Raw genomic sequence first — 22,836 nt, 5'->3', positions numbered from 1 at the left:
ATTAATAAACTAGCTGAGAATATACTTCATATCCATCTAAAAGTTCTCTTCCTTTTAAATCTGCAAGTTCTATCATAAATGCTAATTCCACGACTTTAGCTCTTAATTTTTCCACCAATTGAACCATTGCTTTGGCAGTTCCACCAGTTGCCAGTAAATCGTCAACTATTAAAATTCTATCACCTTTTGAAAAAGCGTCTTTATGAATTTCTATACTATTTTTACCATATTCCAAGCTATATTCCACGCTTTCAACTTCGGCAGGGAGTTTTCCAGGTTTTCTTGCCGGAACAAATCCTGCTCCGATATTATAAGCAATTGCAGCACCGAAAATAAATCCTCTGGCATCAGCTCCTACAACATAGTCAATTCCTTTATCTTTATATCTCTCTGTCAAATCTTTTATAATAATTTGTAATCCCTCTTTATTTTTAAGAGCCGTTGTAATATCTCTAAAAATTACACCTTTTTCAGGGAAGTTCTCTACACTTCTCACTAAATTTTTAACAAATTCTTTTTCTTTTTTATTCATCTCTTTTTGTCCTCTTTTTCTTTTTTTATTTTTCTAGTCATTCCATAAATTTCCCAAATAACTTTCAACTTTTTCTCCATTCATTATTTTTACAAGATTATCTTTAATATTTGGATAAATTGTCAAATCTTTTATCTCATCTTTTCCAAAAAATTTTAAATCTGCAAGTACAGCTTCATCTCCCAATTTCATAAATTTATTATCTCTATTTCCCCTGTGAACTCTGTAAAATAAATTTAGCACATGTCGACTTTTATCTGGCGAAATTGTTTCAGAAAAAAAGAGAAATTTGTCGACTTTTATATCAAGATTTGTTTCTTCTTTATATTCACGAATTACAGCTTCTTTTGTGCTCTCTCCCCAGTCATTTCCACCACCTGGAATTAGCCAATATTTTTTATCATTTTTTTGATGCTGAATTAATAAGATTTTATCATCTTCAATAAGTATTCCTGCTACCCTTATGCGAGGTCTTAGCTCTTCCATTTTTTTACTTCTCCTATTCTTCTTCTTTTTTTTCTAAAATAACTATTCTGACTCTTTCCACTCTTTTATTGTCAGTATCCAGCACCTTCATAACAAAGTTATCTTCTTTAATCTGGTCAAAGACATCGGCAACTTTTCCCAATTTATCTTGAATGTAACCTGATATTGTGTCATATTCCTCAGATAGCGGAATATCTAAATCAAGTTTTTCATTTATTTCCTCAATAAGTGTATCACCTTTTACATCAAATATCTTTTCTCGAATTTTCTGAATACTTTCTTCTTCCTTGTCAAATTCATCCCTAATTTCTCCAACAATTTCTTCTAGCAAGTCTTCGATTGTTACAATTCCCTGCGTTCCACCATATTCGTCAATCACAATTGCCATATGAAGCTGTTTTGTCTTAAATTCTTCCAAAAGTTCCACAAGAGACTTTGTGATCGGCACATAATATGCTTCTTTCATAAATTCTTTCACCAAAAGATTACCACTGCTCTTGTCATTTGCATAACGAAGTAAATCTTTTATGTGAACCGTTCCTACAATGTTGTCAATTGTTCCGGTATAAATCGGCATTCGAGTAAATTCCTGCTCTAAAATTTCTTCCCAGACATCTTCTAGCTTGCTTTCAGAATCCAGCGCAAAAATATCTCTTCTCGGTGTCAAAATTTCTTTCACAGTCATATCAGCAAATTCTATTATGCTTGAAATCATTTCTTCTTCGCCCTCTTCAATCGCTCCACTTTGAGTTCCTGCTTTTACAAATGTCAAAATTTCTTCTTCTGTTATTTCAAACATCTGATCTTTCACTTCTATTTTAAATATTTTCATAACAAACCGTGAAATATGGATAAAAAGTGAAATAATCGGTTTTATCGCAATTCTTAATGTATTTAACGGAATTATCGCAGCTTTTGAAATTTCATATACTTTTACTCTCGCAATAAGTCTTGGAATCATTTCAGCAAATATTAAAATTATTATTGAGAAAACAAAAAATACTAAATAAAAATATAATTTTTTCTCAAAAAATTGCCTTATTAAATTTATTTCTAAAAAAATTAGAAAAGAACACAAAATTGTTTTTACAAATAAAAGTGTCGTCAAAAGCTCATTTGGATTTTTTAGCCATAATTTTAAAAGTTTTTCTTCTTTTACATTCTTTTCGTTGTCACCATCAATTAAATGAATTTGCCTAAGTGACAAAAGAGCTGATTCAGCCGTTGATAAAAATGCTGTAAAAAATAGCATAACTATTAATAACACAATATCTATTGATATTATTTTCTCTTCCAAATCTTATCCCTTCTTTTTTAATAAACCTATTCAAAAAATATTATTTAATTATCATTAAAGTTTGTCCTTTTTTTATTGCCTCTCCATCTTTTACTAATACTTTTTTTACTGTTCCTGAAACTGTTGATTTTACTTCATTCATAAGTTTCATTGCTTCAACAATACAAAGTGTCTGTCCCTTTTCTACTTTTACCCCTTCTTTTACAAACGGTGGCATATTTGGCGACGGTGCCGAATAAAAAGTCCCAACCATTGGTGAAGTAATTTTATTTCCCGTAATTTCTTCAGTTTCTTCACTTGTTTTTGACTCTTGCACTTCCACAACTTGTTCTTGTGTTGGCACTGTATTTGAAACTATATTTTGAGGAATCGCTCCCGCACTGACTATAACATTTTTTTCTTTTTTCTTTTTACTTAGTATAATTTCAAAATTATTTTCTTCATATTTCACTGTTTCAATTTTATTTTCATTCATACTCTGTGCCAGTTCTTTAATAAATTTAATTTTTTCTTTCATTAATTTTCTCGCTTTCTTTTTTTCATAATTTTTTACTCCTATATTATACATTGATTTTAAATAAATAACAATAAAAATATTAATCAATTATTATTTTTATAAAAAAAGACCAGTTTTTTACTGATCTTTATTCAAAATATTAATTATAAAATTTCATAAGCAACTCCATAATCTTTTGACGCTATTTGTTTTGCTTCTTGAATAGATTTTGCCGCTATTTTAATCGTCAATATTTTTCCTGTCTGTCTATCTTTTATTCTAATTGTATATGTTGGCATAATTAATGCACTTCCTTTTTTATAATTTACTTTTATAACTTTTAAATGTATTTTTTATAAGGCTTGCAATTGTCATAGGCCCTACTCCGCCAGGAACTGGTGTTATAAAACTAGCTTTTTCAAAAATTTCGTCAAAATTCACATCTCCACAAAGCTTTCCATCCACACGATTTATTCCAACGTCAATCACAACTGCATTGTCTTTTATATCTTTACCTTTTATCAATTTTGGAACTCCAACGGCTGCGACAACTATGTCAGCTTTTTGCAATTTCTTACTTAAATTTTTAGTCTTTGAATTACAAACTTGGACAGTTGCTCCACTTTGAATTAAAAGCAGTGCAAGTGGCTTTCCAACTATATTGCTTCTCCCAACAATTACTGCATCTTTTCCAAGAAGCTCAATGCCATATTCTTCAAACATCTGCATAATTCCGTATGGCGTGCATGGTAAAAATCCTGTTTTGTCGCCTATCATCATTTTTCCAATATTTTCAGTATGAAATCCGTCCACATCTTTTGAGCTTGCAATCTCATTTATGACTTTTAGCTCATCAATATGTTTTGGAAGTGGCAATTGCACCAAAATTCCATCAATTTTTTTATCTTCATTTAATTTTCTTATTTCGCAAAGCAACTCTTTTTGCGTAATGTTCTCTGGTAATTTTATATTTTCAGAATAAAATCCAACTTTTTCACAAGCTCTTATTTTATTTCTCACATACACTTGCGAAGCCGCATTTTCTCCGACTATAATTACTGCAAGTCCCGCACTTCTCCCAATTTTTTCTTTAATTTTATCGTGCTCTTCTTTTATATTTTCAAAAATTTTTTGTGAAAGCGCTTTTCCATCAATAATTTTTCCCATAAGACCTCCATTTTATTTTTCTTCTTTATTCAATCTCCAAAAATTTAATTCTTGCAATTTTGCCGAAATATCAATATTTACAACTGTTATATCTGAACCTAGCTCAAGTTTGTAAGTCGTCATATTCAAAATAGCTTTTATTCCATTTTTCACAAGCTGTTCTGCCGCAAATTGCGCCTGTTCCTTTACAACCGCAAGAATTGCCGTATCAACTTCCCCACAGAAATTTTCTCTAAATTCCTTTACATCATTGACATCACGAATTTCAAGATTGTCAGAAACAACTTTTCCTATTTTATTTTTATCTTTGTCAAAAATTCCAACAATCTGAAAACCTTTTCCCAAGACATTTCTGTTAGACGAGATCATTTCTCCCATTTTTCCGTGTCCAACGATTATGACGTTATTAACTTTATTTATTCCCAAAATATCTTCGATGATTTCAATCAATTTAGAAATATCATATCCTTTTCCACGCACACCAAAATCTCCAAAAGTTGATAAATCTTTTCTGACTTGAGCTGATGTCGTATTCATTATTTTGGAAAGCTCAATCGAGTTAATTTCATTTTCATATTTTTGAACATCTTTTAAAATTGATAGATATTCCGTCAATCTCTGAATCACTTTTTCTGAAATCTCTAATTTTTTAAATTTCATTCCACCACTCCTTTCAAAAATATGCAAAATTTTATAATATTTATAATTTATTTTTACTAAATAACTATTTTAAACACTCACCAATAGCCATTTTTCTACCATTAATGACATCTGCTCCTCTTTGCAGTTTTTTTCCTTGAAATTTCACTTCGAGCAAAACTAAAGCTCCATTTTTAACTTTTACAACAGGTCCTTTTTTATTTATAATATCGACAATCTGACCATTTTTCCCTTCGTATTCTTTATCTAATTTTTCAGTTTTATAAACTTTTATATTTTCATTTTTTTCATTAAAAGTGTGCGCCGCTGGAAATGGATTTAACCCTCGAATTTGATTAAAAATCACTTCTTTTGTATTGTTCCAATCAATTTTAGCCTGTTCTTTCGTAATAGGTTTAACAAATGTTGCAAGACTTTCATCCTGTTTTGTAGCTTCAACTTTTCCATCTTCAATCAATTTTAACGCCTTTTCAAGCCCTATCGCTCCCAAGTCCTTTAATTTGTCATGCAAAGTTCCAAGCGTATCATTCTCCAAAATATCACAGCTTTCTTGCAGTATCACATCGCCAGAATCTAGTCCTTCCTCAATGTACATTATGCTCACGCCACTTTCCGTGTCACCGTTTAAAATTGCCGAGTGAATCGGAGAAGCACCTCTGTATTTTGGCAAAAGCGAAGAATGGACATTGATTATTCCATATTTTGGTATATCTATAATTTCTTTTGGTAAAATCTTCCCATATGCTACAACTACGATTAAATCTGGATTTATCTCTTTTATTTTTTTGATTATTTTTTCATCTTTAACTTTTTTTGGCTGAATGACTTCAATTTCGTTATCAATTCCAAACTGCTTCACTGGCGAAAAGATTATTTTATTTCCTCTGGCATTTACTTTATCTTCCTTTGTAAAAATTGCTCTCAAATCCGTATTTTTTGCCACAACTTTCAAACTTGGAATCGCAAATTCCGGCGTTCCCATAAATATTGTTTTCAAAAAAATTCACTCCTTTTTTAATCCAAATCTTCCCTATAAATTCTACCTTTGCTAAAATCTTTTTTCAAAACTTCTATTTTTTTTGCAACAAGCCTTTTATTCATAACAGAAAGTCGCTCTGTAAACAAAATTCCGCCCAAATGATCAAGTTCGTGCTGAAATGCTCTAGCCCACATTTCATCAAGTTCTTCTTGAACTTCAATCCCATTTTCATCAAAATATTTAACTTTAATTTTTTTAGGTCTTACAACCTTTTTATAAATTCCAGGAATACTCAAGCACCCTTCTTCAAAATCCACTTTTTCCACACTAAATTCCAATATTTCCGGATTAACGACCTTTTTTAAAACTCCTTCGTATTCCAGCACAAAAAATCTTTTAGGAATGTCGACCTGATTTGCTGCAAGTCCCACTCCATTAGCTTTTCTCATCAAATTAACCATCTCATTCAATGTTTCTCTCAGTTCATCATCAAATTTTTCCACCTTCTCGGCAACTTTTTTCAAAGTTGGATGTCCAAATAAAACTATTTTTAATTCTTTCATTATATTTAATTTTTTCTCCTTAATTTTATTTTCTTGTTTTTTTATTTTTCTTTTTTATTATTATTTTACCATATATTTAAAAATTTTTACAATTTTTTTATTTTATAAAGATAGCGTAAAAATTTTACGGGCAAATTTTAATTTCAATATTTTTTAATTTATTTTTGTCTACAAGATGTTATTTTATTTAGTATAGTTTTTTATTTTTTTACATAAGGGGAAAGGGCCGCCATTTCCCCTTATAATCCCCACGCTCGTCTAAGCATTTTTTGGAAGCAAAGCCGAAACTCACTTCGTTCAAACAGTCGTCTTTACTCCCAAAAAATCACGACACTTTTATATGGTAGTAAAATTTAAACCGTCGGAGCATTTTTATGTGCTGACAAAACTGTCTGAGCACGATTAGTGCGAGTTTTTTGTCAGCGCATAAAAATGTCGAAGACTAGCCGGGGTGCAGGGGTGCGGCGATGAGCACTTCTGCTTAAAAAAATAAATTATTTTATTAACTTCGTGGATTGAATAAGAAACTTAAAATAGAAGTTTTTATTTACCTTAAATACTCTATTCATTTTATAAAAATACTAAAAAAATTCAAAATTTATTATTCTTTGTATTTTTTTAAATAATTTTCTATTTTTTATTTTCTACAATCACTTTTAGTGAGTGCCAACTAAGTGTAGCACATTTTACTCGAGCAGGCATTTTAGCCACATATTCCAAAAGCACTGCATCTCCTAATTTTTTCATTTCTTCCTTTGTCAATTTTTCTTTATTTTCGTCTATGCTCATCATTTTAAAAAAAATGTCAACTTTTTCTTTTGCTTCTTCCAAAGTTTTTCCTTTTATCAAATCAATTAACATTGCCATCGAAGCAGTTGAAATAGCACATCCAGAGCCGATAAATGCCGCATCCACAATGACATTATTTTCCACTTTTAATTCCAATGTCAAGTCATCTCCACAATTGGGATTATGACCTCTCTCCACATAAGTCGGATTGTCCATTTCGTGATTTAATTCTTTTCTACGGCTATATTCCAATATTGTCTGCTGATAAATTCTCTCCAAATCCATTTTTAATATCTCCTTTTTATTCTTTTATTTTCTAAAATTTTTAATTCTCAATTTTTTACAATTTAAAAACTTCCTTTACTTTCAAAAGTCCTTCAATTAATTTTTGAATATCACTTTCATCATTGTAAATGCTAAAACTAGCACGACAGCATGACGCAACTCCAATATATTTCATAAGTGGCTGTGCGCAGTGATGACCTGATCTCACGGCTACATCAAAAGAATCCAAGATGAATGCAACATCGTGCGAATGAACTCCAATCACATTAAACGCAATAACTCCTGTTCTTTCCACATCTTTTGTAAAATAAGTTTCCACAAAATCAAGTTTATTTAATTCTTCTAGTGCTTTATTTGCCAAATTTTCCTCAATTTTTTCAATTTTTTCATACCCAATTTCGCAAATAAACTTAATCGCCTCTTCCAGAGTCACAGCTCCTTCCACATTTTGAGTCCCACCTTCAAATTTATTCGGTAACTGCGCAAAAGTTGATTCCTGTTCTGTAACAAATTCTATCATATCCCCGCCATACAAAAATGGTGGCATTTTATCCAAAATCTCTTTTTTCCCATACATCACACCAATTCCCATAGGTGCAAAAATTTTATGTCCTGAAAATACCAAAAAATCTGCATCTAATTCTTGCACATCGTGTTTAAAATGAAGCATTGACTGTGCTGCATCAACCAAAACCAGAGCATTTTTACTGTGAGCTATCTCAATTATTTCTTTTATCGGCTGAATTACACCTGTTACATTCACAACCGCAGAAATTGCGACAATTTTAGTTCTATCAGAAATTTTACTTTTTAACTCTTCTAAGTCAAATTGTCCATTTTTTGTAAGATAAATATATTTTAACTTAGCTTTTTTTTGTTTTGCCACAAATTGCCACGGCACGATATTGGCGTGATGATTTGAAATTCCTAAAATAATCTCATCGTTTTCACTTATAAAATTCATTCCATAAGTATAAGCGACTAAATTTATACTTTCAGTCGTATTTTTTGTAAAAATCACTTCTTCGGCTCTTTTTGCATTTATAAATTTTCTCACACATTCTCTTGCATTACTTAACAGCGACTGTGCTTCCACAGATAATTTATGTGACCCTCGTCCAGGGTTTCCATTATACTTTTCATAATATTCTCTAATTTTATCCAGCACAACTTTTGGCTTTTGAGAAGTTGCAGCTGTGTCTAAATAATGATTTTCTATATTTGAAAATATCGGAAATTTATTTTTATAATTCATTTTTATTTTTTTTTTCCTTTCTTAAGAGTTTTATTTTATTTTATTTTAAATTAAATCATATTATTTTATTTTAAATTTTTTTATTTTTTATATTATTTGTATTTTTTATTTATTTTTTTATTTTAAATTATTAAAAAATATAATTTAACCCACTTCACTACTACTTTAAAGTATAGCACTCAGTGGGTATTTTTTCAAATTTTATATTTTTTTATATTCTTTCTTCCAATTCTTCTAATAAATGCTCTCTTAATGTTTCATCATCGATATTATTTAATATTGGTTTAAATGACGATTCCACAATTAATTTTTTGGCTCTGCTCTCAGATAGGCCTCGACTCATCAAATAAAACAGCTGTGATTCGTTGACTTTTCCGATTGACGCATAATGTTCTCCAATTACATCGTCTTCATCACAAAATAATGTCGGAATTGAGTGAACATTTATATTTTTGTCCAGCAAAATGGCAAATTCTCCTTCTCTTCCTTCCGATTTTGAAGCCCCTTGCTTAAAGTACATATTTCCACGAAATACTTTGGTTGCTGTGTCTTTTACAGCTCCTCTTCCGTGAATGTCTCCCAATGTTTTTCTGCCGTAAAATACTGTCGAATATTCCAAGTCAACTTTTCTATCTCCGTCAGCCAAATATCCTGGAAATACATAAGCCTGTGAATTATCTTCCAATAAATATGAAGTGTGGCTAACTGCATTTACTTGCGCCCCCAGTTCAACGCTGTAATAATTTACGATTCCCTGCCCTTTCACTTCAATTTTAGAGCTTTCAAAATTTCTGCTTTTTGTATTCAATGTTTGAATTTTTATTATTTTCACATTTGAATTTGCTCCAGCAAACACTTTTATAACTCCGTTGTGATAACTTTCGGCATCGTCACTTGAATTATAGCTTATAATAATTGTAGCACTTGCAAAATCTTCTACTTCAATCACATTGTAGTCAACTAAAAAATTATTTTCTTTATCTGCCACATAAGTCAAATAAATTGGATGTTCAATTTTTTTTCTCTCTTTTATTTTAATAAATTGTCCCTGATTATAAAAAGCAAAATTTTGCAATTTGAAAAACTCTCCAAGTCCGTATTCATAATTACTTTTCAATCTTTCCAAATCTTCTAGGGAATCATTAATCCCTTTTACTTCCATACCTTCCTGGTTTTCATTTTTTGTTGAAAAATTATCAAACTTTTTAAATTCTTGCGGTTCTTCATATTTATATTTAACTCTTTTCCAGTCAGGTTTTTTCAAGTCTTTATATTTTTCAAAAACTTTTAGCCTGTATTCGCTATTTTCAAGATTTTTTAAACTTGTCTTTTCTAGCATCCCATTTCTCCTTTATAAATTAATAATTTAATTACATTTATTTATATAAAAATTTATCCAATTGTCCCTTCCAATTCCAATTCAATAAGTTTATTTAACTCAACTGCATATTCCAGCGGCAACTCTTTTGAGATTGGCTCAACAAATCCTCTTACAATCATCGCTTTTGCCTCATCTTCATTAATTCCCCTCGTCATCAAGTAAAAAATTGCCTCATCACTAATTCTTCCAATTTTAGCTTCATGCCCAATATCGACGCTGTCATTTCTTATGTCGATTATAGGTATCGTATCTGAAGACGAAATATTATCTAACATAAGCGATTCACATTCAACTGTCGCTTTAGTTCCAGTCGCTTCTGGCATAACTCTTAGTAGTCCTCTATAAAAAGAAGCTCCTCCATTTTTAGAAATCGATTTTGAATGCACTGTTGAAGTTGTATTTTTTCCAATATGGACAATTTTACAACCAGTATCCAGGTTCTGTCCGCTTGAAGCAAAAGTAACTCCAGTAAATTCACATCTAGCACGGTCTCCTTTTAAAATACTCATCGGATAAAGCATTGAAATTCTTGACCCAAATGAACCTGAAACCCACTCAATTACACCATCTTCTTCAACTAGTGCTCTTTTAGTATTAAGATTATACATATTTCTCGACCAGTTTTCTATCGTAGAATATCTAAGTCTAGCCCCTTTTCTCACAAAAAGCTCAACCGCTCCAGCGTGAAGCGCATTTTTCTGATATTTTGGCGCAGAGCATCCTTCAATAAAATGTAAGTCCGCTCCTTCGTCAACAATTATTAGCGTATGTTCAAACTGTCCAGCTTCTGGCGCATTTAATCTAAAATAAGATTGAAGCGGCATATTGACTTTCACACCTTTTGGCACATAGATAAACGAGCCTCCCGACCAAACAGCCCCGTGAAGCGCTGAAAACTTGTGGTCATTTACTGTGATCAAAGTCATAAAATATTCTTTTAGAATATCTTCATATTCTTTGATGGCTGTTTCAATATCCGTATAAATGACACCTTGCTCAGTTAATTCCTTATGAATACTGTGATACACAACTTCTGAATCATATTGCGCTCCAACTCCTGCAAGTGACTGTTTTTCCGCCTCAGGAATTCCAAGCCTATCAAAAGTATCTCTTATATAACTTGGCACATCGTCCCAATTTTCATTCATTGGCGCAGAATCTGGCTCCAAATAGTGAATTATGTCATTCATATCCAAGTCTGACAAATCTGGACCCCAGTCAGTCATCGGCTTTGAATTATACACTTCTAGCGCTTTTAGTCTAAAATTTAACATCCATTCCGGCTCATTTTTTCTAGCAGAAATTTTTCTAATTATTTCTTCTGTCAACCCCTTTTGAACTTTATATCTGTATTTAACTTCGTCTTTTATGTCATAGACTCCCCGTTCAATATCTGCGACATATGTTTTTTTTCTTGTTTCCATAATTTCCTACACTTTCCATTTTTTAATTTTTTCTCTTAAAATTCTATAACCCAAATTGCTTTTTCATTTTTCCATAACCATTTTTTTCAATTTCTTCAACTATTTCCTTTCCACCAGTTCTCACAATTTTTCCATCCATCAGAATATGTACAAAATCTGGATCTAAATAGTCCAAAACTTTGTCGTAGTGTGTTATAATTAAAAGCGCTGTATCATTTGTCTTTAATTTTTGCACACCTTCAAACACAATTTTTGTCGCATCGATGTCAAGCCCTGAATCAGTTTCATCTAAAATCGCCAATTTTGGCTCAAGAACCGCCATCTGTAAAATTTCATTTTTCTTTTTTTCACCTCCAGAAAATCCAACATTCAAATGTCTTTGAGCGTATTCTGGATTAATGTGGAGTTTTTCCATCTTTTCTTCTAATTCATTATGAAACTGCATCAAATATTGTTTTTCTCCAGTTACAGCTTCTTTTGCCGTTCTCAAAAAATCTTCCACTGTTAGCCCCGGAATTTCTTCAGGATATTGAAATGACAAGAAAATTCCTTTTTTTGCTCTCTCATCAACAGTATCATCGTTAATATTTTCTCCATCCAAAATAATATCTCCACCGATTAACTTATGTTTCGGATTTCCCACCAGAATACTTGCAAGCGTAGATTTTCCAGCACCATTTGGTCCCATTATAACATGGACTTCCCCCTTGTTGATATTTAAATTAAGACCTTTTAAAATCTCTTTCCCCTCAACTTCAGATCTTATATCTTTTAATTGTAATAAACTCATTTTATTTTTACCTCCTAAATATTTTATTTATAAATATTTTTTTATCAAACAAAATTGACAATTATATTTTACCAAAAAATTGTAATAAAATCAATTATGAAATAATTTATTTTTTTTATAAATTTAAAATAATTAAAATTTTAAAATTATTTTATTTTAAATTCATAAAAAAATAAAGTATAATAATATAAAAAAAATGATTTTTATAAAAGAATAAATAAAATTAAAGAAAGGGAAAAAGAAAAAATGAAAAAAATAAAAAAAGTATTGATTGCTGGAACAAATAGTGGAAGCGGAAAAACAACAGTTACAAGCATTCTTATGTCTTGTCTAGCAAATGTCGCTCCTTTTAAAGTGGGTCCTGACTACATCGATACAACTTATCACGAGATTTTCACAGGAAATAAGTCACATAATTTAGATATTTTTATGGTTGGCGAAGAAAATGTAAAAAATATCTTTGAAATTTATTCACAAAATAAATATATTGCGGTTATTGAAGGAGTTATGGGACTTTTTGACGGACTTTCCAATGAATTTGACAATTTTAGTACAGCGCATGTTGCAAGAATTTTAGATATTCCAGTGATTTTGGTAATCAGTGCTAAAGCGATTTCTACAAGTTGTGCCGCCATCGCTCTTGGCTTTAAAATGCTAGATCCTAGAATAAATATATGTGGCGTTATCTTAAATAATGTGAGTTCACAAAGACACTATTTGAGCTTAAAAGAAGCTATAGAAAAATATACAAATATTGAATGTCTCGGGTATGTTCCAAAAAATGAGAGTTTGGCGCTTGAAAGTCGACATTTGGGACTGAAATTGGCATTCGAAGAAAATAAAAAAAAGATTTTGCAGCGAAAAAAATTATTTTGTGAAATTGGAGAAAAATATTTGGATTTGAAAAAAATTAAAAAAATCGCTAAAAATTTTGAGCCAAAAATGACTTTTGAGAACTGGGAAAAAATTAAAAATTTGAAAAATAAATACTTTGGCAAAAAAGTTGCAATTGCAAAAGACAGAGCTTTTTCTTTTTATTATCAGGAAAATCTTGACTTATTAAAATTTTGCGGCTTTGAAATAATTGAATTTAGTCCGATTTTCGATAAAAAAATTCCAGAAAATATTGATTTTATTTACTTTGGCGGTGGTTATCCAGAACTTTTTGCAAAAGAGCTGCAAGACAATACTTCTATGAAAAAAAGCATTTTGGAACAATTTGAAAAAGGAACAAAAATTTATGCGGAATGTGGCGGATTTATGTACTTAGCTAAAAAAATCCATCTGTTAAACGGCGAGAATTATAACTTTTGCGGAATTCTTGATTTGGAGATAAAAATGCGGGAAACTCTTAATATCAAGCGTTTTGGATACATAAATATTGAAACAGGAAATGAGATTAAATTAAAAGGACATGAATTTCACTATTCTGAAATAGTTGAAAATAAAGAAAATTTTACATTTTATAAAATTTTTAAAAACGACGATAGAAAATGGAATTGTGGATATAGAAAAAAAAGTTCTCTTGCAGGATATCCACATATTTCTTTTTTCTCAAATTTAGAATTTTTTAAATTTTTAGTTGAAGAATTGTGATTCTATTAATTAATTTTATTTTTATGTTTGACAAAAAATACATATCAATGTTATAATACTATGAATTAATCACACTTTGCATTATTTTGCAATAGGGTGTTGCAAATTCTGCAATCTGTTGCAAAAGAAAAGTGGGAGAAAAAACCAAAAAAATTTAGGAGGAAATTAGTAATGGCAGTAATTACAATGAAACAATTATTAGAAGTAGGAGCACATTTTGGACATCAGGCAAAAAGATGGAATCCAAAAATGAAACCTTATATTTTCACAGAAAGAAATGGAATCCACATTTTGGATTTACACCAAACTTTAGAAGCAACTGAAAAAGCTTATGAATTTGTAAGACAAATTTCTGAAGAAGGTGGAAAAATTTTATTCGTAGGAACTAAAAAACAAGCTCAAGAAGCTATTAAAGAAGAAGCCCAAAGAGCTGGAGGATTTTATGTAAACCACAGATGGCTAGGAGGACTTTTAACTAACCTAGAAACTATTAAAAAAAGAGTAAAAAGATTAAAAGAATTAGAAGAAATGGATGCTGATGGAACTTTAGACGAAGCTTACACTAAAAAAGAAGCTGGATTATTAAGAAAAGAAATGGCAAAACTTTCTAAAAATATCGGTGGAATTAAAGAAATGAACACTTTGCCAGCGGCACTATTCGTTGTTGACATCAAAAAAGAATTTTTGGCATTGGAAGAAGCTAAAAAATTGGGAATTCCTGTAATTGCATTAATCGATACAAATGTAGATCCTGATTTAGTAACTTACAAAATCCCTGCAAATGATGATGCTATAAGATCAGTAAGATTATTTTCTCAAGTTATAGCAAACGCTGCAATCGAAGCTAACGGTGGAGTTGAAGCTAACGCTGACCAAACTGCTGCTCCATTAGATGAAGAATTTGAAGTTACTGAAGAAGTTGTGGAAGAAGAAGTAGTAACTGAAGAATAATTTTTAAAAATCAAAGATACTATATAAAATTTGATGTGCCAAAATACAAAATTATTTAATTTTTTAGAGAAGATTTGCTTTTTCTTTTAGTTAAATAATTTACCATGAAATGTATTTTAGGAGGAAATATTATGGAAAAAAAATTATATAAATCATTAAAAGATAGGAAAATAGCAGGAGTTTGCGGAGGAATTGCTGAATATCTTAATATTGATTCAAATGTTATAAGAATACTCTGGATTATTTTTGCATCTGCATTTGGAACTGGAATATTACCATACATCGTCTGTGCTTTAATTTTAAAAGACAATCCAGACGAATATCAATAATTAAAGTAATTAATTCTTTGCTAAATAGATAAAATACAATAGGGAAATAAAGTCATTTCCCTGTTCTTGTAAAAATAGCAAGTTTAAATTAATAAAAAACGAACTCACATTTTTATTGGTCAAAAATAAAAAAGAAACGGTGAGCGATTATGAAAAAAGTTTTGATTGGACTATTTTTAATAGCAAGTTTAAGTGTTCTAGGTGCAAATAGCCAGAAAAAAACTACGAGCACTTCAAATTATACGGCAAATATAGATAATCAATATTTTGCAGTAGATGGAAGCCTTATGAATATGTATTCAAAAGAAAAAACTGAATTTAAAAATAAATACATGGCTTTAACTCAAAAGAGAGATAAGAAAAATCTGATTGCATTATTAAAAGAATATGTTAAAAAATATCCAAATGATGCTTACGCTTATGAAGAGATAGGAACTGATTATGATATACTAGGTAATCAAAAAGAGGCAGAGAAGTATTATTTAAAAGCAATTGAATTAGGAGATGACGACACAGGAGTGTATTCACTGTTTTTATTATACAGTGACGAAGATTATCTAAAATCATTAAATTTGACTGTTAAAGAGAAAAATGAAAAAAATAGCATAGTAGACAAATATGAAAAGCAACTGTCGGATGCCGGCTTTACGCATGATAAACTTAAAGAACTTAGAGAACACAAACAAATGGCATTAATTGGTAATGCATATTCTATATATAGATTAGCAATTTATTATAGTGGTACTAAAAATCATAAGATGGCAGAAAAATATGCAAAGGAATTTTTAGAATTTGATAAAACAAATCCAGAAATCTTAAATATATTAAAAAATATTTCAAAATAATTTTTTTAACAAAAAGATAGTAAGAAGTCTCCAACTTCTATAAGTGGGAGATGAATTGCATTTTTGCTTGATATTCATAACAAAGTTTATTATACTAAATATATCAGGACAGGGACTGTCCGTAGAGCTTGGTAAATATATTTGGCTAATAAAAGCAAATAATTCCCAAGAATCTCTAACTTCTAAAAGTTGGAGCAGTTCACTAATAAATTGATTATTAAACAAAATAAAAAAAACAAAAATTAGAAATAAATAATATAGGAGGAAAATAAAGTGGCAATTACAACAGCACTTATTAAAGAATTAAGAGAAAGAACTGGAGCAGGAATGCTTGACTGTAAAAAAGCTCTAGGAGAAAATGATGGAGACATCGAAAAAGCAATTGACTGGTTAAGAGAAAAAGGAATTGCTAAAGCAGCTAAAAAATCAGGAAGAGTAGCAGCTGAAGGATTAGTATTCGCAGCAGTTTCTGAAGATAGAAAAAAAGGTGCTATCTTGGAATTTAACTCAGAAACAGATTTCGTTGCTAAAAATGACGAATTTAAATCTTTTGGAGAAAAATTAGTTACATTAACTTTGGAACACGATTTGACAAGTGAAGATGAATTAAAAGCATTTGAACACGAAGGAAAAACTATCGAAACTCACTTGACAGAATTAATCGCTAAAATTGGTGAAAACATGAACATCAGAAGATTAAAATTAGTTGCAACTACAGGATTTATCGAAACTTACATTCACTTAGGCGGAAAAATTGGAGTTTTACTAAATGTAAATGGTGAAGCAACTGACGAAAATATTGAAAAAGCAAAAGGTGTTGCAATGCATGTAGCTGCAATGGATCCTAAATATTTGGACAAATCACAAGTTACAACTGCTGACTTGGATAGAGAAAAAGAAATTGCAAGACATCAATTAACAGCTGAAGGAAAACCTGCAAATATAATTGAAAAAATATTGGAAGGTAAAATGAGAAAATTTTATGAAGAAAATTGTCTAGTTCAACAAAAATATGTAAGAGATGACAAAGTTACTGTTGAAAAATTTATCGCTCCAAGCACAATTATTTCATTTGACAGATTTAAAGTTGGAGAAGGAATCGAAAAAGAAGAAGTAGATTTTGCTGCAGAAGTGGCTGCACAATTGGGACAATAATAATTTAAATTACTCTAAGGGGATAAAGTCCCCTTTTTTTAAAAAAGTTTACGAAAGGGTTGAATTTTGTGTTAAAATATAAAAGAATACTTTTAAAATTAAGTGGTGAAGCACTTGCAGGAAACAAGGAATTTGGATTTTCAAACGAAGTCTTGGAAAGCTTTGCAAAGCAAATTAAAGAAGTCCATGAAAAAGGTGTAGAAATAGCTATCGTAATTGGTGGTGGAAATATTTTTCGCGGAATAAGCGGTATGGAGAAAGGTTTTGACAGAGTTACTGGCGACACAATGGGAATGCTTGCAACTATCATGAACGGACTTGCACTCCAAAATGCAATTGAAAATCTGGGAGTGCCAACTCGTGTTATGACTGCACTTCAAATGCCACAAGTAGCTGAACCTTTTATCAGAAGAAAAGCTATAAGACATTTGGAAAAAGGAAGAGTTGTAATTTTTGCGGGAGGAACAAGTAACCCTTATTTTACGACAGATTCATCGGGAGCGCTAAGAGCTGTGGAAATACAGGCTGATGTACTTGCCAAAGGTACAAAAGTTGACGGTATTTATGACAAAGACCCTATGAAATTTGATGACGCAATAAAATATGATACAGTTTCATTTGACGAAGCAATTTCAAAAAATTTAGGCGTGATGGACACGGCCGCACTTTCTCTTTGCAGGGAAAATCAAATGCCAATCGTAGTTTTTAACGCACTTCAAGAAGGTAATATTTTAAAAATGGCGCAAGGGGAAACTATCGGAACAACAGTAAAAAAATAAATAAAAAGGTGGTAAAAAAATGCTAAATACAATTTTAAAAGAAGTTGAAGAAAAAATGTCAAAATCAGTTGAAAATACAAAAGAAAGATTTTCTCACACAAGAGCAGGCAGAGCAAATGTATCTATGCTTGATGGTGTTACAGTTGAAGCCTATGGTGCACCGACTCCTCTTAATCAAGTTGGGACAATTTCAGCTCCAGAAGCAAGACTTTTAGTAATCGACCCATGGGACAAATCACTAATAAAAACCATTGAAAAAACAATTTTACAGGCAAATTTAGGATTTAATCCTTCAAACGACGGAAATATCATAAGATTAGTGGTGCCTGAATTAACTGAAGAAAGAAGAAAAGAATATGTAAAAATGGTAAAAAAAGAAGCTGAAGAAGGAAAAGTTGCCATAAGAAACATAAGAAAAGATGTCAACAATAAATTAAGAAAACTTGAAAAAGATAGTGAAATTACAGAAGATGAACTAAAATCAAGTGAAGAAAAAGTTCAAAAAACAACAGATAAATTTATTGCTGCAATTGATACAGCTCTCGCTGCAAAAGAAAAAGAATTATTAACTGTGTAAAAATTCTTTACAAAAGTTAAAAAATTAGTTATAATAATAAATATAAAAAAGATAGAGGTGCAATTATTATAAGTAGATTTACGGAGAATGGTCAATTTGATGAAATAAATTGAAAGGAATAATTGCCGAAGTACAAAGTTTGACCAGCTTTGATACTGGGTCTGTGGAGAATATCCGTAGAACTGTCATTATCAATAGGATAATGGGGAGCTGTCAGATATAATTCATTATTTAAAATTAAAAGTTAAAGATAAATGTATGTTTTATATGCTGATATGCTATTATCAGCATTTTTAATTATTAATTTTTTTAGTTTATTACTTCTTTAAGGTGCTGAATAAAATAAAAAAATAAATTAAATAATATGAAAGGATAATAATTAAATGAAATTATTTGGAACTTCAAAAATTAATGAAAAAGGAAACTTGTCCATCGGCGGAGTTGATGCACTAGAACTTGTAAAAGAGTTTAATACACCTCTTTATGTGATGGATCAGGAATTAATCGAAACGACTATTGACAAAATGAAACACGCTTTTCATTCGACAAGATTTAAAACGAGAATAGCTTACGCTGGAAAGGCATTTCTTACAACTGGAATGATTAAATTAATTGAATCAAAAGGACTTGATTTAGATGTCGTTTCAGGTGGAGAACTTTATACTGCCTACAAAGCTGGATTTCCAATGAAACGAGTGCATTTGCATGGAAACAACAAACTTATAAATGAGATTGAAATGGCTGTTGAATATGGAATTGACACAATTGTTGTAGATAATAAAGATGAAATTTCTAAAATTGAAAATATTTGCCTAAAAAAAGGAAAAAAACAGGCGGTTTTACTGAGAATTGATCCTGGAATCGAAGCACACACACATCATTACATCAAAACTTCTGGACTTACTTCAAAATTTGGAATTTCATTATTTCAAGAAAACTTAATTGATATTGTAAAAAGATTAAACGATAGTCCCTATATTGATTTTAAAGGATTTCACACTCACATTGGTTCACAAATTTTTCAATCAAAATTTTTTATTTTTGCATTGGAAGAAATTTTCAAATATTTGGACAAATTGAAAAAAGAGTTAGGAATAATCGTTCATACTGTAAATATGGGTGGTGGATTTGGAGTTTACTACAAAGAGGGAGATGACCCTAAACCTATTGAAGACGTGCTATCTGAAATAATTACCTACACAGAAGCAATGGAAATTAAATACCAAATTGGATTTAAAGAACTTTGTATTGAACCAGGAAGAAGTATTGTCGGAAATGCAGGAACTACTCTTTACGAAGTTGGTGGAATAAAAGAAACTGTCGGCGGAAAAACTTATGTGTTCATCGACGGAGGAATGTCAGATAATATAAGAACTGCGCTTTACCAAGCTGAATACGAAGCCTGTGTTGTAAATAATCCAAATGACACCGACACAAGAGAAATCACACTTGCTGGAAAACTATGCGAATCGGGAGATATTATCATAAACAAGGGAAAATTGCCAAAATCAACTAAAATTGGAGATATAGTGGCAGTTGGGACAACTGGAGCATACTGCTACACAATGTCAAGCCACTATAATAGAATGGTAACACCAGCAGTTGTATTTGTAAAAGATGGAAAAGCTAAGGTGGCAGTTAGAAGAGAAAACTATGAAGATTTAATAAAAAATGATGAAATTTTTGAATTATAATAAAAATTAAAAAATAAAAAAGGAAGGTGTATTTATTGTGATTATTGTGCATAAATATGGTGGTACTTCAGTTGCCACAACAGAAAAAATTATGAACATTGCTAAATATTTAGGACGGGTAAAAGACGCTGGAAATGATGTTGTTGTCGTAGTTTCTGCGATGGGAAAAACAACTGACGCATTAATTAAACTAGCTCACGAAATAACAGAAAATCCAGATTCAAGAGAAATGGACAGACTTATGTCAACAGGGGAACAGCAGACAATTTCACTTTTAAGTATTGCTCTAAAAACTTTGGGATATGACGCAATTTCGTTAACAGGAGCTCAAGCGGGAATCAAAACAAGCGGGCATTATATGAAAAACAGAATTGTCGACATTGATGCGAACATTATAAAAAAACATTTAAAAAGTGGAAAAATTGTTGTAGTAGCTGGATTTCAAGGAGTAAATGAAGCAGGAGATGTTACAACTCTAGGACGTGGTGGTTCTGACACATCAGCAGTGGCACTAGCATCAGCGTTAAAAGGAAAATGCGAGATTTATACAGATGTTGACGGAATTTATTCAATTGACCCAAGAGTTTATAGTGATGCAAAAAAATTGCCATTTATTTCTTATGATGAAATGATGGAATTGGCTTATTTGGGAGCTGGAGTGATGGAACCCCGTGCCGTTGAACTAGGTGGAAAATATGGCGTTGAAATTTACGTAGGAAAATCATTGGGTGAAAAAAATGGAACGATAATAACTTCAATCGAAAAAATAAAGGAGAATAAAAAAATGGAACAAAAAGTAATCACAGGAGTGTCAATAAACGAAAATACAATAATGGTGAATGTGGAGGAAATTCCGACAAATGCGCAAAACGTCTACGAAATTTTTGAAAAAGCAGAAAAAAGCGGAATAAATGTAGATATGATAAGTCAAAACGATGTTTCAAGCCATCACGGAAGCTTTGCCTTTACTTGTCCAAAAACTGATATGGCGGCGCTTGAAAAAATTGGAGAAAAAATTGAAGCAAAATACGAAAATACATCTTTTATAATAAACCCTTATGTTACAAAAGTTTCAATCGTAGGAATAGGATTAATAAGTAATGTAGGCGTAGCTTCAAAAATGTTCAAAATTTTAGCAGAAAACGACATAAGTTTTCACCAAATTTCAACTTCGGAAATAAGTATTTCTCTAATTGTCGATGAAGTGATGGGAAAAAGAGTGGCTGAATTATTTGCTAAAGAATTTGATTTATAGGAGGCTTTGCATTGAAAAAAATATTATTATTTTTACTGTTGTTTATTAACATTCTATCCTTTAGTGAATTTAATGATAAAGCTCAATTAAAATCAGCAATAAATAAAACAATAAATCAGTTTAATGAAACTGAAAAAAATAAATTATTTAATGAAATGATGAAAAAAAAATCAGTTTTGACTGATGAGATGATACAATTTAACGGTATGGAAGCGGCAGATAAAAAGAAACAAAAATCATTTAGAATCTTGATGGAAATGATTACAGAACAACACTTAAAAAATATTATCTATAATTCAAAAATTGAATTGTATGATATTACAAATATATCAAAAAACAAGGCAAATGGAACTCTTGAATTAAAATTTGTAGATGCACTTGATACTTTAAGTAAATTAAAAGAATATATGATAAAAAAATATGGAAAAAATGGTCAAGTAGATTTGGACATACTTTTAAATGAAAAAATAAAATCTGAAATATCTCAATATTTAGATATCTATTCAAAAGAATTAATGAAAAATGATAAAAATATCACAGAAATTATGGACATTGAATTAAGATTTGAATTAAAAGGAAATGAATGGATTCCAAAAGAAAGTATTTCAAATTACATACTAAAAAATTTTCTAGAAAACTATAAAAATAATTAAAATAATTTATTAAAATTAAGAAGTTAATGGAGGTTAAATTATGTTAAAATTTGAAAAATATCAAGGAGCTGGAAATGATTTTGTCATTGTAAACGAAAGAGACTTGATAGAAAAAGGAATTCCCGACTACAATGAATTTGCAGCTCAAATTTGTGATAGACATTATGGTATTGGTGCAGATGGACTTATAATTTTAAAATATGTGGCAAATATGCCATTTATGTTCTTCTTTAACTCAGATGGAAGCCAAGCGCCTATGTGTGGAAATGGAATTAGATGTTTTTCTCAATATCTAATTAACAATCATTTAGTTGAAGGAAATGAATTTACAGTAAAAACTGTTCCTGGGGATTTAAACATCAGAACAAGTTATGATGATGAAAATGATATTTTTACAGCTCGTGTGAATATGGGGAAACCTGTTTTTGATGCAAATAAATTAATTAATACAGAAAAAGAGAGATTTTTAAAAGAAAAAATTACAGTTGACGGAAAAGAATTTGAAATTTCTTACATTTTTACTGGAACTGACCACTGTGTAATTTTCGTCAATGAATTTGACGACAAAATTATTAATACTTTTGGGAAAAAAATTGAAAATTATACTGAATTATTTCCAAAAAAAGTTAATGTAAATTTTGTAAAAGTGTATGACAAGACTCATATTGAAGTTATCACCTGGGAGAGAGGAGCTGGAAGAACTCTTGCCTGTGGGACAGGTGTCACTGCCGCTGCTGTTCTATCAAGAATTTTTGGCTATACAGAATACAAGGTCAATGTAAAAGTGCCTGGTGGACAGCTTGTCATAGAATATGACAAAGAAGGTGATGACGCTTTCATGACTGGGCCTAGTGAAAAAGTTGCTGAAGGATTTTATAAATATAAAAGATAAAAAAAT

Annotated in this window: 25 protein-coding genes and 1 riboswitch; of the genes, 11 read left to right on the top strand and 14 right to left on the bottom strand. The window is 30.6% G+C overall.

Annotated features, from left to right (window positions below):
- Window position 1 precedes the first annotated feature (1 nt).
- The 14 genes from BCB68_RS05110 to sufC form a co-directional block, all read right to left on the bottom strand.
- The gene (locus tag BCB68_RS05110; protein WP_094079803.1) at window positions 2–532 is read right to left on the bottom strand and encodes an adenine phosphoribosyltransferase; all 531 of its coding nucleotides are present in this window, start codon (window positions 530–532) and stop codon (window positions 2–4) included.
- A 33-nt stretch (window positions 533–565) separates the two neighbouring features.
- Window positions 566–1,018 (bottom strand): NUDIX domain-containing protein, encoded by a 453-nt coding sequence (locus tag BCB68_RS05105; RefSeq protein WP_094079802.1) that lies wholly within the window; start codon window positions 1,016–1,018, stop codon window positions 566–568.
- A 13-nt stretch (window positions 1,019–1,031) separates the two neighbouring features.
- Window positions 1,032–2,315 (bottom strand): hemolysin family protein, encoded by a 1,284-nt coding sequence (locus tag BCB68_RS05100; RefSeq protein ID WP_094079801.1) that lies wholly within the window; start codon window positions 2,313–2,315, stop codon window positions 1,032–1,034.
- Between the two features lie 40 nt (window positions 2,316–2,355).
- Entirely contained in the window at window positions 2,356–2,832 is a 477-nt protein-coding gene (gene accB, locus BCB68_RS05095) for an acetyl-CoA carboxylase biotin carboxyl carrier protein (RefSeq protein WP_094080783.1), read from the bottom strand.
- A gap of 143 nt (window positions 2,833–2,975) precedes the next feature.
- Window positions 2,976–3,110 carry a hypothetical protein gene (locus BCB68_RS10960; RefSeq protein WP_257789800.1) on the bottom strand — a complete coding sequence of 45 codons (135 nt, stop codon included), beginning with the start codon at window positions 3,108–3,110 and terminating at the stop codon, window positions 2,976–2,978.
- A gap of 19 nt (window positions 3,111–3,129) precedes the next feature.
- Window positions 3,130–3,978, bottom strand: coding sequence for a bifunctional methylenetetrahydrofolate dehydrogenase/methenyltetrahydrofolate cyclohydrolase FolD (gene folD, locus BCB68_RS05090; RefSeq protein WP_094079800.1), 849 nt, complete (start codon window positions 3,976–3,978; stop codon window positions 3,130–3,132).
- 12 nt (window positions 3,979–3,990) lie between these two features.
- Window positions 3,991–4,638 (bottom strand): redox-sensing transcriptional repressor Rex, encoded by a 648-nt coding sequence (locus BCB68_RS05085; protein WP_068155004.1) that lies wholly within the window; start codon window positions 4,636–4,638, stop codon window positions 3,991–3,993.
- A gap of 64 nt (window positions 4,639–4,702) precedes the next feature.
- Entirely contained in the window at window positions 4,703–5,635 is a 933-nt protein-coding gene (fmt, locus tag BCB68_RS05080; protein WP_094079799.1) for a methionyl-tRNA formyltransferase, read from the bottom strand.
- A gap of 17 nt (window positions 5,636–5,652) precedes the next feature.
- Window positions 5,653–6,180 (bottom strand): peptide deformylase, encoded by a 528-nt coding sequence (def, locus tag BCB68_RS05075; RefSeq protein WP_094079798.1) that lies wholly within the window; start codon window positions 6,178–6,180, stop codon window positions 5,653–5,655.
- A 630-nt stretch (window positions 6,181–6,810) separates the two neighbouring features.
- Window positions 6,811–7,254: a Fe-S cluster assembly sulfur transfer protein SufU gene (gene sufU, locus BCB68_RS05070; RefSeq protein ID WP_094079797.1), complete on the bottom strand. Its 444-nt coding sequence runs from the start codon at window positions 7,252–7,254 to the stop codon at window positions 6,811–6,813.
- A gap of 55 nt (window positions 7,255–7,309) precedes the next feature.
- Window positions 7,310–8,509: a SufS family cysteine desulfurase gene (locus tag BCB68_RS05065; RefSeq protein ID WP_094079796.1), complete on the bottom strand. Its 1,200-nt coding sequence runs from the start codon at window positions 8,507–8,509 to the stop codon at window positions 7,310–7,312.
- A 211-nt stretch (window positions 8,510–8,720) separates the two neighbouring features.
- Window positions 8,721–9,848, bottom strand: a complete 1,128-nt coding sequence (gene sufD / locus BCB68_RS05060) for a Fe-S cluster assembly protein SufD (protein WP_094079795.1) — start codon at window positions 9,846–9,848, stop codon at window positions 8,721–8,723.
- A 53-nt stretch (window positions 9,849–9,901) separates the two neighbouring features.
- A complete protein-coding gene (sufB, locus tag BCB68_RS05055; protein ID WP_094079794.1) occupies window positions 9,902–11,314 on the bottom strand; it encodes a Fe-S cluster assembly protein SufB in 1,413 nt (470 codons plus the stop codon).
- 43 nt (window positions 11,315–11,357) lie between these two features.
- Window positions 11,358–12,104 carry a Fe-S cluster assembly ATPase SufC gene (sufC, locus tag BCB68_RS05050; RefSeq protein ID WP_094079793.1) on the bottom strand — a complete coding sequence of 249 codons (747 nt, stop codon included), beginning with the start codon at window positions 12,102–12,104 and terminating at the stop codon, window positions 11,358–11,360.
- 255 nt (window positions 12,105–12,359) lie between these two features.
- Here sufC and BCB68_RS05045 point away from each other — a divergent pair, with 255 nt between their 5' ends.
- The 11 genes from BCB68_RS05045 (at window position 12,360) to dapF (ending at window position 22,830) form a co-directional block, all read left to right on the top strand.
- Window positions 12,360–13,700, top strand: coding sequence for a cobyrinate a,c-diamide synthase (locus BCB68_RS05045; RefSeq protein WP_094080782.1), 1,341 nt, complete (start codon window positions 12,360–12,362; stop codon window positions 13,698–13,700).
- Window positions 13,701–13,871: 171 nt separating this feature from the next.
- Complete coding sequence (gene rpsB, locus BCB68_RS05040; RefSeq protein WP_094079792.1) at window positions 13,872–14,651, top strand: 30S ribosomal protein S2; 780 nt, start codon at window positions 13,872–13,874, stop codon at window positions 14,649–14,651.
- A 131-nt stretch (window positions 14,652–14,782) separates the two neighbouring features.
- Entirely contained in the window at window positions 14,783–14,980 is a 198-nt protein-coding gene (locus BCB68_RS05035) for a PspC domain-containing protein (RefSeq protein WP_094079791.1), read from the top strand.
- A gap of 149 nt (window positions 14,981–15,129) precedes the next feature.
- Entirely contained in the window at window positions 15,130–15,825 is a 696-nt protein-coding gene (locus BCB68_RS05030; RefSeq protein ID WP_094079790.1) for a tetratricopeptide repeat protein, read from the top strand.
- A 273-nt stretch (window positions 15,826–16,098) separates the two neighbouring features.
- Window positions 16,099–16,980 (top strand): translation elongation factor Ts, encoded by an 882-nt coding sequence (tsf, locus tag BCB68_RS05025; protein WP_094079789.1) that lies wholly within the window; start codon window positions 16,099–16,101, stop codon window positions 16,978–16,980.
- A gap of 68 nt (window positions 16,981–17,048) precedes the next feature.
- Window positions 17,049–17,759, top strand: a complete 711-nt coding sequence (gene pyrH, locus BCB68_RS05020) for a UMP kinase (protein ID WP_094079788.1) — start codon at window positions 17,049–17,051, stop codon at window positions 17,757–17,759.
- Between the two features lie 19 nt (window positions 17,760–17,778).
- On the top strand, window positions 17,779–18,336 hold the full coding sequence (gene frr, locus BCB68_RS05015; protein WP_094079787.1) for a ribosome recycling factor: 558 nt from the start codon (window positions 17,779–17,781) through the stop codon (window positions 18,334–18,336).
- Window positions 18,337–18,380: 44 nt separating this feature from the next.
- A riboswitch (Lysine riboswitch) is annotated at window positions 18,381–18,557 on the top strand.
- Window positions 18,558–18,719: 162 nt separating this feature from the next.
- Window positions 18,720–20,030, top strand: a complete 1,311-nt coding sequence (gene lysA, locus BCB68_RS05010; protein ID WP_094079786.1) for a diaminopimelate decarboxylase — start codon at window positions 18,720–18,722, stop codon at window positions 20,028–20,030.
- A 37-nt stretch (window positions 20,031–20,067) separates the two neighbouring features.
- Window positions 20,068–21,285: an aspartate kinase gene (locus BCB68_RS05005; protein ID WP_094079785.1), complete on the top strand. Its 1,218-nt coding sequence runs from the start codon at window positions 20,068–20,070 to the stop codon at window positions 21,283–21,285.
- An 11-nt stretch (window positions 21,286–21,296) separates the two neighbouring features.
- Complete coding sequence (locus BCB68_RS05000; RefSeq protein ID WP_094079784.1) at window positions 21,297–21,938, top strand: hypothetical protein; 642 nt, start codon at window positions 21,297–21,299, stop codon at window positions 21,936–21,938.
- 40 nt (window positions 21,939–21,978) lie between these two features.
- A complete protein-coding gene (gene dapF / locus BCB68_RS04995; protein ID WP_094079783.1) occupies window positions 21,979–22,830 on the top strand; it encodes a diaminopimelate epimerase in 852 nt (283 codons plus the stop codon).
- Window positions 22,831–22,836 lie beyond the last annotated feature (6 nt).

Origin of the sequence: Leptotrichia sp. oral taxon 498, assembly GCF_002240055.1 — a bacterium.
In the GTDB taxonomy this organism is placed as follows: Bacteria; Fusobacteriota; Fusobacteriia; order Fusobacteriales; family Leptotrichiaceae; genus Leptotrichia; species Leptotrichia rugosa.
The sequence above is the reverse complement of the archived record's forward strand: the minus strand, read 5'-3'. Positions and strand labels throughout refer to the sequence as shown.